At 59.5% G+C, this 8,696-nt stretch carries 10 protein-coding genes and 5 tRNA genes; 4 read left to right on the forward strand and 11 right to left on the reverse strand.

Going from position 1 to position 8,696, the window contains the following annotated elements; translation table 11 throughout:
* Positions 1–32: 32 nt before the first annotated feature.
* From rplI to rpsF, 4 genes are all read right to left on the reverse strand, one after another.
* A complete protein-coding gene (gene rplI / locus ACESSC_RS07335; RefSeq protein WP_022094073.1) occupies positions 33–572 on the reverse strand; it encodes a 50S ribosomal protein L9 in 540 nt (179 codons plus the stop codon).
* A gap of 15 nt (positions 573–587) precedes the next feature.
* Entirely contained in the window at positions 588–854 is a 267-nt protein-coding gene (gene rpsR, locus ACESSC_RS07340) for a 30S ribosomal protein S18 (RefSeq protein ID WP_006235829.1), read from the reverse strand.
* A gap of 72 nt (positions 855–926) precedes the next feature.
* Positions 927–1,379: a single-stranded DNA-binding protein gene (locus ACESSC_RS07345; protein WP_006235830.1), complete on the reverse strand. Its 453-nt coding sequence runs from the start codon at positions 1,377–1,379 to the stop codon at positions 927–929.
* A gap of 48 nt (positions 1,380–1,427) precedes the next feature.
* A complete protein-coding gene (gene rpsF, locus ACESSC_RS07350; protein WP_006235831.1) occupies positions 1,428–1,721 on the reverse strand; it encodes a 30S ribosomal protein S6 in 294 nt (97 codons plus the stop codon).
* 505 nt (positions 1,722–2,226) lie between these two features.
* Between rpsF and ACESSC_RS07355 the strand changes: the two genes are divergently transcribed.
* From ACESSC_RS07355 to ACESSC_RS07370, 4 genes are all read left to right on the forward strand, one after another.
* A tRNA-Ser gene (locus tag ACESSC_RS07355) sits at positions 2,227–2,317 on the forward strand.
* A 48-nt stretch (positions 2,318–2,365) separates the two neighbouring features.
* A tRNA-Ser gene (locus ACESSC_RS07360) sits at positions 2,366–2,456 on the forward strand.
* Positions 2,457–2,817: 361 nt separating this feature from the next.
* Positions 2,818–3,507, forward strand: a complete 690-nt coding sequence (locus ACESSC_RS07365) for a trimeric intracellular cation channel family protein (RefSeq protein WP_229057814.1) — start codon at positions 2,818–2,820, stop codon at positions 3,505–3,507.
* Positions 3,508–3,613: 106 nt separating this feature from the next.
* Complete coding sequence (locus ACESSC_RS07370) at positions 3,614–4,759, forward strand: DUF8173 domain-containing protein (protein ID WP_117716206.1); 1,146 nt, start codon at positions 3,614–3,616, stop codon at positions 4,757–4,759.
* 129 nt (positions 4,760–4,888) lie between these two features.
* Here the strand turns inward: ACESSC_RS07370 and typA are convergent, their stop codons facing one another.
* From typA to ACESSC_RS07405, 7 genes are all read right to left on the reverse strand, one after another.
* A complete protein-coding gene (gene typA, locus ACESSC_RS07375; RefSeq protein WP_373162231.1) occupies positions 4,889–6,727 on the reverse strand; it encodes a translational GTPase TypA in 1,839 nt (612 codons plus the stop codon).
* A 117-nt stretch (positions 6,728–6,844) separates the two neighbouring features.
* Positions 6,845–7,294 carry a hypothetical protein gene (locus tag ACESSC_RS07380; protein ID WP_089572580.1) on the reverse strand — a complete coding sequence of 150 codons (450 nt, stop codon included), beginning with the start codon at positions 7,292–7,294 and terminating at the stop codon, positions 6,845–6,847.
* 30 nt (positions 7,295–7,324) lie between these two features.
* Positions 7,325–7,681: a hypothetical protein gene (locus ACESSC_RS07385; RefSeq protein ID WP_373162234.1), complete on the reverse strand. Its 357-nt coding sequence runs from the start codon at positions 7,679–7,681 to the stop codon at positions 7,325–7,327.
* 30 nt (positions 7,682–7,711) lie between these two features.
* A complete protein-coding gene (locus ACESSC_RS07390) occupies positions 7,712–8,212 on the reverse strand; it encodes a bifunctional nuclease family protein (protein WP_373162236.1) in 501 nt (166 codons plus the stop codon).
* 183 nt (positions 8,213–8,395) lie between these two features.
* A tRNA-Ile gene (locus tag ACESSC_RS07395) sits at positions 8,396–8,472 on the reverse strand.
* 4 nt (positions 8,473–8,476) lie between these two features.
* Positions 8,477–8,552: transfer RNA gene (locus ACESSC_RS07400), tRNA-Ala, on the reverse strand.
* A gap of 67 nt (positions 8,553–8,619) precedes the next feature.
* Positions 8,620–8,696 (reverse strand) — tRNA-Ile (locus tag ACESSC_RS07405).

Raw genomic sequence — 8,696 nt, forward strand, 5'->3', positions numbered from 1 at the left:
CTTAGAACAAGATTGTTGCGTTGCAGCAAATGCTACTCGGCAGCAGCCTCAGTCTCGACCTCGGCGGTCTCGGCCTCGGCGACCTCAGCGGCCTCCTCGACCTCAGCCTCGGCAGCGAGCTCCTCGGCGGTAACGCCGACGAGAACGACAACCTCGGCCTTGATCTCGCGGTACAGCGAGATGGCAACGGTGTGGGCACCGGCAACCTTGATGGGCTTACCGAGCTCGACGCGCTTGCGGTCGATGTCCATACCGAGCTGAGCCTTGATGGCGTCAGCGATCATAGCGGCGGTAACGGAGCCAAAGAGGATGCCCTCGTCGCCGACCTTGACGTCAACGGTGACCGTCTTGCCCTCGAAGGCAGCCTTGGTCTCGTTGGCGGTAGCCAGACGGACGGCCTCGCGCTTGGCGATGTTGTTGCGACGCTCGTCAAGCTGCTTGAGGTTGCCCTTGGTGGCGGCAACAGCGAGCTTCTTGGGGAACAGGAAGTTCTCAGCGTAACCCTGAGCGACCTCTACGACGTCACCCTCGCCGCCCTTGCCCTTGATCTCATCGAGAAGAATAACCTTCATGATGCGTCTCCCTTCTTAGCCGCGGTCGCGGTTGCCACGAGAGGAAACCACGGGGACGGTGTACGGCAGGAGAGCCATCTCGCGGGCGCGCTTGATGGCGTTGGCGATGTCATGCTGATGCTGCGTGCAAGCGCCAGTGACGCGACGGGGCTTAATCTTGCCACGGTCGGTCATGTACTTACGGAGAAGCTGAGTGTCCTTATAGTCGATGAACTCAGTGTTCTCCTTGCAGAACTGGCAGTACTTACGACGCGGCTGACGTGCAGAAAAATCATTAGCCATGTCAAAATACCTTTCGTTTGGCAACTTCGGCGAACCGAAGCCGCCTCTCACTCAAAAATAGGTGAACAACCCTTAGAACGGGATGTCCTCATCGTAGACGTCGACCGCGGGCGGCGTAGCCACCGGTGCGGCAGGACGTGCTGCGGGCGCGGGAGCTGCGGGGGCGTAACCGCCCTGGTCGTAGCCACCCTGGCCACCACGGGAGCTCATAAACTCGATCTCATCGACGATGACCTCAAGCTTGCTCCGGCGCTGGCCGTCGCGCTCCCAAGAGCTGTAGCGCAGCTTGCCCTCGATCGCGACCTTGTTTCCCTTTGCCAGGAAACGGCTCACGGCCTCGGCGCGGGTGCCGAACATGGTGCAGTCGACAAAGTTGGGATAGTCCTCCCACTCGCCAGTCTGCGCGTTGCGGCGACGATCGTTCACGGCGACGCCAAAGGACAGAACCTGGGTTCCGCCGGCGGTGGCGCGCAGCTCGGGATCGCGGGTGAGGTTACCGGTGATGTTCACTCGATTGATGCTCATAACTCACTACTTCCTCTTGGGGCACAAGCCCAGTCCAAAACGACAGTCTTACTCCTGGTCGTCGCGACGGACGATCATGTGGCGGACCACAGCGTCGGTGATGCGCAGGACGCGATCAAGCTCGGCGATCTGGGTAGGATCTGCGTGGAAGTTGATGAGGGTGTAGTCACCATCGGTGAGGTCGTTGATCTCGTAGGCGAGCTTGCGCTTGCCCCACTCGTCAACGGAGTCGACCTTGCCAGCGCCCTCAGCGATCGTGGTATCGATACGCTTCATAACAGCGAGACGAGTCTCGGGGTCGAGCGACGGGTCAACAAAGAACAGCAGTTCATAAGCCTTCATATTGTCACCTCCTCTGGGCAAATGTGGCTTCAGGTCGTGAAGGTGCGCCTGAAGCAGGAAAAGACTTGGTAATAATATCTTTCAACCTCCTAGGCTGCAAGAATATGCAGCTACAACCTCATGACCTCCACATATGTCCATGCTCACACGGCACTTCATGCGCATTCCAACCAAATGCTGACCAAATGCTTGACGGATCTGTGTTCAAGATACGGTGCCGTGGGGACAAGCTGAGCCAAGCCGCAGGTCAGCGGGCACAAGGCTGTGGTCGCAAAATGCATACCAGTGGCCCACAGCACCACCCAAAGATTTTTAAATTCATTGCCAAGTCGCTTATGAATACCCTTTTTTGAACAATTGAGTTGATCAACCACGCTGGTCGGAAGCCGTTTTTTGGGACCTCAAGCCCCACTGCAGCGCCAAGCACGGCCAAGCGTTTTAAAAAATGCCAACTTTTCTGTTTGCACTTTGCGATTCCTCGTGTATACTGACTTTCGCATTTAACGGAGAGTTGTCCGAGTGGCCGAAGGAGCACGATTGGAAATCGTGTAGGCGTCAAAAGCGTCTCCAGGGTTCAAATCCCTGACTCTCCGCCAGTTAATTCCAAAGCAGGCCTTCGAGCCTGCTTTGTTTTTACCCCACGCGGAGGGGTGGCAGAGTGGTTGAATGCGGCGGTCTCGAAAACCGTTTGGCCTGTATAAGGTCACGAGGGTTCGAATCCCTCCTCCTCCGCCATTAGATGGTATAAGCCCCAGCAATGGGGCTTTTTCTTTTCGGGCACATTTCAATAACGCGCAGGAGGAGGGATTCGAACCCGCCAGGGCGCGGAGCGTAAAGAAAACGCGCCCGTGGCGCGTTTTTAGCGCAGCGCGGTCGGCGTAAGCCGACCGGATAAATTTTGAGCAAAGCTCAAAATTTGGACATCCCTCCTATTCAGCCACGCCCCCATCGCGTTCAGCATCGACCCAGATCCCCAAACATGGAACCTACGCCCCCACCCAGTCCCGACCGTTTACCGAGCAATAGGATCACCACGCCCGCCAACCATGTACTATGTACGGGCATTGTCTAAACCCGCAACCAAAAGGACCCCATCTTGCCCGTCGTCGCCGCTATGACCGTTACCTCACACGCCACAGATGCCATGGTCGCCATCCCGTTTTGGCTCGAAATGTTCGCCGTCGTCGCGGCTTCAATCTCGGGCGTGTTGGTCGCGCGCGAGCACAAGCTCGATCTGGTGGGCGCGGTCGCGCTTGCCGTGGTCTGTGGCTTGGGCGGCGGTCTTTTACGCGACATGACGCTGCAGGTGGGCAACGTCTACATCCTCAACCAGCCAATGGCGCTGCCGCTTTCCATTGCCACGGCAGCCATCATCTATATTTTCCCGGCAATCGTCGACAAGCCCGAAAAACTCATTCCCCTGCTCGACATCATCTCGGTCGGCATCTACGCCGCCACTGGAGCAGACAAGGCGCTGGTCTACGGCTTTGCACCGGCGGTGTGCATCATGATGGGCTTTTTCACCGCGGTGGGCGGCGGCATGTTGCGCGACGGCTTTATGGGCGTGGTTCCGGGCATTTTCCAACGCACTAACTTTTATGCCATCGCCGCCATCGCCGGATCGACAAGCTATGTGTGTCTCGTTATGAGCGGCATTATGAGCAATGTCGCCGCGCTGGTCGTATGCGTTGTCGTGACCATGGGTCTGCGCTGGCTCTCGCTGCGCTTTGACATCAAAAGCCCCACCGAAGAAGATATCGCGCGCTTCTTGCACCGTAAAAAGTAAACAGCACGGCACGACCCTTCGAAATGCAACCGAGAGGTTCTTTTAGAGCGCCCACGCGTTGGGTACCCTGTTAGGTGTATGTCGAGCATCTGACGAAGGATTCACTATGCCCTGTAATCAATTCCCGTCGACCCAGCGCCGTAAAGCGTGGGTCCGCATCACGATCCTATTCGCGCTCGTCGCCCTAGCGGTCACCGCACTTCCCACGGCGTCGTTCGCCGGCACAGACACCGCAGGCAACGTACTTGCGACCGACAATGACGCCAATTCGTCAGGCGTCGAAGGTGACCTGTACTGGGCAGGTCAGGCCCTCAACTTGGACGATGCGTCCATCGGCCGCGACATAATTGCAGCAGGCGAGAGCCTCTCCATCCGCGACTGCACGGTGGGCGGCGCCGTCCGCTTGGCGGCGCGCACCATCGACATTGCCAAGACTACGGTTGATGGCAGCGTGACCGTTGCCGGCCAGCATGTCGTGCTCAATTCCGACAGCACCACCAACTGTTTCTATGCGATAGGCGAGACGGTTGCCCTGCGCGGCTCTACCAAGTCGGCAGCGCTTGCGGGCGATACGGTGACTATCGATGGCACCGTCGAGGGCGATGTCGAGGTTTGGGCCGATAAGCTCATCCTGGGCAAGAACGCCCACATCACCGGCACCGTGAACGCGCACGTCTCCGAGGACCCCGAGCGCGCCGCGGGAGCCGAGGTCGGCGCGCTCAAGATCGACCGCACCGAGAGCGAGGATACTTCCACCGTTAACGATGTCATCGGCGGTATCGTCGCCGCGGCACTCTCGGCCTGCTTTGTCGCCCTACTGCTCGAACTCGTCTTTCCGCGCGCAACCGCCAGCGCCGCCGGCATGCTCCACCAGCGCCCCATGCCCCTGTGGGTGAGCGGTCTTCTGGGCACGATTGCTATCGTCCCCGCCGTCCTACTGCTAATTATCTCTATCGCTGGTCTGTCGCTTGCCGGAGCCCTCATGTGCGGTGTTATTGGCATCGCGCTGGTGTCGAGTGCCTTTGCAGGGTGCGCGATCGCGCGCATGGTCGGACACAGCCAGAACCGCTACGCCATGGCGGCCGCCGGCGGCGTGATCGCAGGTGCACTTACGGCAATCCCCCTCGTAGGCGATTTCATCAGCGGCGTGGCCTTTGTCTTCACGCTCGGCTATGTTATCCAGATCATCTGGCGCAACGCTCACCTCAAGTCGCAACAGCCGGCTAATACGCCGGAACTCCCCACCGCCTAGCCGCCAACCACCACAAAAGGGCCAGGCACCTTTGTGGTGGCGCAAAGCAACCTGATCCCATTGCACCAAAAAGGGCGCCGACCATTGCGGTCGACGCCCTTTCTTATTGGCAGTTATAAGCCCCAGCGCTTATTTGTTGACCTGGCCGGCGCGGACGGCTGCCTTCTTACGGTCGGTGGCGTTGAGCAGACGCTTGCGCAGGCGGATGTTCTTGGGAGTAATCTCCACCAGCTCGTCGTCGGCGATGTACTCCAGCGCCTCCTCCAGAGAGAAGGTGCGAGGCGGCACCAGCTGCACGGAGATGTCGGAGGTCGAGGAACGCTGGTTACCCAGGTTCTTGGTGCGGGCGATGTTGACGACCATGTCGCCGGCCTTGCTGCGCTCGCCCACGATCATGCCCTCGTAGCACTCGGTACCCGGCTCAACAAACAGCTGACCGCGCTCCTGCAGCGTACCCAGGGCGTAGGCAACGGCCTTCTCGGTGGTCATGGAGATCATGGCGCCGTTCTGGCGGTTGCCGATCTCGCCGGCGTAGGGGCCATACTCCAGGAAGGTGTGGTAGAACACGCCCTCGCCGTGGGTGACGTTCATGATGCGGTTCTTAAGGCCCATGATGCCACGCGTCGGGATCTTAAACTCAAGGTGCGTCACGATGCCCGAGGTATCCATGCTCGTCATGATGCCACCGGAGGTGCCGAAGACCTCAACGACCTTGCCCGAGCACTCGTCCGGGCACTCGACGACGGCCTGCTCGACAGGCTCCATCTTGTTGCCGTTCTCGTCCTTCTTAAACAGAACGCGCGGACGACCGACCTGGAACTCAAAGCCCTCGCGGCGCATGGACTCCATCAGAACGGACAGGTGCAGAATGCCGCGGCCCGAGACCTCGACGCCGCTCTTGTCCTCGAGCTCCTCGATCTTCATGGTCACGTTGTTCTCGGCCTCGTTGAACAGGCGCTCCTTGAGCTGACGGGCGCCAACGATATCGCCGTCGCGGCCGACGAGCGGGGAGGTCGAAGCCTCAAAGACGATGGACAGGGTCGGCGGGTCGATCTCGATGGGCTCGAGCTCGACGGGATTCTCGGGGTCGGTGTAGACATCGCCGATATCGGTGCGGTCGATGCCCACAACGGCGGCAATGTCGCCGGCGCCGACTTCCTGGCACTCGGTACGGCCCAGGTAGTCGAAGGTAAAGAGTTGCTTGACGGTAGCGGTGGCGCTGGAGCCGTCGTTCTTGACGACCAAGATCTGGTCGCCCTGGTGGATGGTGCCGGAGTACACGCGGCCGATGCCGATACGGCCGACGAAGTTGGAGTGATCGATGGTCACGCACTGCATGGCCAGCGGAGCGGTCTCGTCAACCTCGGGTGCGGGCATGTCGTCGATGATCATGTCGAGCAGCGGGTACATGTCCATGTTGCCGTCCTCGGGATCATGACGGGCAAAGCCGTTGACGCCGCTGGCGTAGATGACATGCTCCATGGCAAACTCAAGCTGGTCGTCGGTAGCGCCCAGGTCGGCCATAAGGTCCAGGCAGTCGTTGTAGGCCTTCTCGGGGTTGGCACCCGGACGGTCGATCTTGTTGATGACGATCATGATCTTAAGGCCGGTATCGATAGCGTGACGCAGCACGAAGCGGGTCTGGGGCATGGGACCCTCAAAAGCGTCGACCAGCAACAGGGCGCCGTCGGCCATACGCAGCACGCGCTCGACCTCGCCGCCGAAGTCGGCGTGGCCCGGGGTGTCGATGACGTTGATCTTAACGTCCTTGTACTCGATAGAGATGTTCTTGGCGAGAATCGTAATGCCGCGCTCGCGCTCCTGGTCGTTAGAGTCCAGGACGCGGTCCTCGACCTGCTGGTTGGCACGGAAGGCGTCCGTGGCACGCAGGAGCTTGTCGACCATCGTCGTCTTGCCGTGGTCGACGTGGGCGATGATGGCGATGTTCCTCAGATTGTCTACGCGCATGTAGTTCCCCTATCTTCTATCCATATACAAACGGCACGCGTATGCGACCCGCCCAGCGATACAACGCTCAGCGGGAATATTGAGCCTTTTACCGAAAACTCGTTTATTTTAGCGATTTTAGATAAGAGGGGTTTCCTCACCTGCAGGTTCAGGGTCGCTCCACATAAAACCATCGCCGGCACCCATGCCCTCATACAGCACGTATGCCGAAAAACCGCTCTCGAGCGTGGTTTCGAAGAAGCTCACGAGCAGGGCGTCGTGATAGCCGCCGTCAATTTCGACACAACCGGTGTAGCCGATGGCGTAACGGGCGATGCGGCCCAGCCCCTCGTCCTTAAGACCCATCTTGTGCTCGGAGATAAAGTTGGTGGCAGCCTCGAGGCACGCCTCTTCGCCATCCTCATCGAGCGCCGCCAGATATCGGTTGGAAGCAGCGTCCTCGATCGCCACAACTACGCCCGGATTCTCGCCGGCGGCAAGGTCATCCAAGAACGCACCAATCAGGTCACACACCATGGCGTCGAGCTCGGCGGAGACGTTACCGGCGTCCTGCATATCCTGTGCCATCTTTAGACCTTCCCATCGAGTCCGGCGTCGTTACAGTTCTTGTGCCTCGGCAGCAATCTTGGCGGCAGCGTCGCGGGCGCGCATCATATCCATCGCGCGCTTGTCGAGTACCTTGATCTGGTTGGTCAGCATTACTGCATCGACCACGCCCCAGATTACCAAGCCTGTTGAAATCGAAAACCCAAGCGCACCAACTGTACCACGAAGGCGCGAGCAGATTGCCGCGACAAGGGCGGAGACGACAACCATCTTGACAAACGAGCCGCGGCGCTCGCGAAGCGTGCGGGCCTGCGTCACATAGGCAATGCGAGCCGCCTCAGAAGCCTCCGAGCGCATCTGGGCTTCACGCGCGATGGCGGCCGCTTCAGCCGATACGCGGGTACCCATCAGCGACCTCTCCGCTCGCGTGCCAGACATTTAGAAGTCATCGGGGGAGAGCGTATGGACGAACTCGTCGAACTTCTCGAACTCCTGCTCGTCGTCGGCTTCCTCGGCGTGGGTAGAAACAGTGCCCAGGCGATTCATGATGTCGTCCTCCACAAACATGGGAGCATTGCTGCGCACGGCAAGGGCAATGGCATCACTGGGGCGGGCGTCGATCTTGCGCTCCTCGCCATCGACCAGTACGACGATCGTCGCGTAGAACACCGGCGGCTCGGCGCGAACGATCTCGATGCGCTCGAGCTTGGCGCCCAGGGCGTCGACGGTGTCGAGCAGCAGGTCATGGGTAATCGGGCGCTCGGCGCGGCCGCTATCGATGCCGCGGCTGATGGCAGCAGCTTCAAACGAACCAGTCTGAATGGAAAGGGAACGCAGCGGCGCGGGCGAGTCCGATTTGCTGCTGCGCTCACGAAGTACGATAAGCGATGGCACGGGACCGGCGGCCATGACGATGGTCTCTATGTCGACACGAACCATGGAACACCTCCGGTACGTAGCGGTTAACACGCGGCAGCCCGCCGCATTGAATAGCTATACTACCCAAACTTTCGCACAGCACACAAAATCAAAGTAGTTAATTTGGGGCGGGGCTTTTTTGACTACTTTCAGTAGGTAAGAAAAAAGCCCCGAGGAAACCCTCGAGGCTCTTCACAGTTTTGATGGTGGACCTGACAAGATTCGAACTTGTGACCTCCCGGTTATCAGCCGGACGCTCTAACCAACTGAGCTACAGGTCCATCATGGTGGAGGTTAGGGGGATCGAACCCCTGACCTCAGGCTTGCAAAGCCCGCGCTCTCCCAGCTGAGCTAAACCCCCACGGAGACAGTAATAAACACCCCAGCGGCGACTCGGCTCTCGCTGGGGTGTTTATTGCGAAAGAAAGTGGTGGACCTGACAAGATTCGAACTTGTGACCTCCCGGTTATCAGCCGGACGCTCTAACCAACTGAGCTACAGGTCC

This window comes from Collinsella aerofaciens, from assembly GCF_964243765.1.
Lineage (GTDB): Bacteria > Actinomycetota > Coriobacteriia > Coriobacteriales > Coriobacteriaceae > Collinsella > Collinsella aerofaciens_BU.

Excerpts from the sequence above, each read along its gene's own strand:
- rplI (WP_022094073.1), bottom strand. The coding sequence starts at position 572 with ATGAAGGTTATTCTTCTCGATGAGATCAAGGGCAAGGGCGGCGAGGGT.
- rpsR (WP_006235829.1), bottom strand. The coding sequence starts at position 854 with ATGGCTAATGATTTTTCTGCACGTCAGCCGCGTCGTAAGTACTGCCAG.
- ACESSC_RS07345 (WP_006235830.1), bottom strand. The coding sequence starts at position 1,379 with ATGAGCATCAATCGAGTGAACATCACCGGTAACCTCACCCGCGATCCC.
- rpsF (WP_006235831.1), bottom strand. The coding sequence starts at position 1,721 with ATGAAGGCTTATGAACTGCTGTTCTTTGTTGACCCGTCGCTCGACCCC.
- ACESSC_RS07370 (WP_117716206.1), top strand. The coding sequence starts at position 3,614 with ATGCCCTGTAATCAATTCCCGTCGACCCAGCGCCGTAAAGCGTGGGTC.
- typA (WP_373162231.1), bottom strand. The coding sequence starts at position 6,727 with ATGCGCGTAGACAATCTGAGGAACATCGCCATCATCGCCCACGTCGAC.
- ACESSC_RS07380 (WP_089572580.1), bottom strand. The coding sequence starts at position 7,294 with ATGGCACAGGATATGCAGGACGCCGGTAACGTCTCCGCCGAGCTCGAC.
- ACESSC_RS07385 (WP_373162234.1), bottom strand. The coding sequence starts at position 7,681 with ATGGGTACCCGCGTATCGGCTGAAGCGGCCGCCATCGCGCGTGAAGCC.
- ACESSC_RS07390 (WP_373162236.1), bottom strand. The coding sequence starts at position 8,212 with ATGGTTCGTGTCGACATAGAGACCATCGTCATGGCCGCCGGTCCCGTG.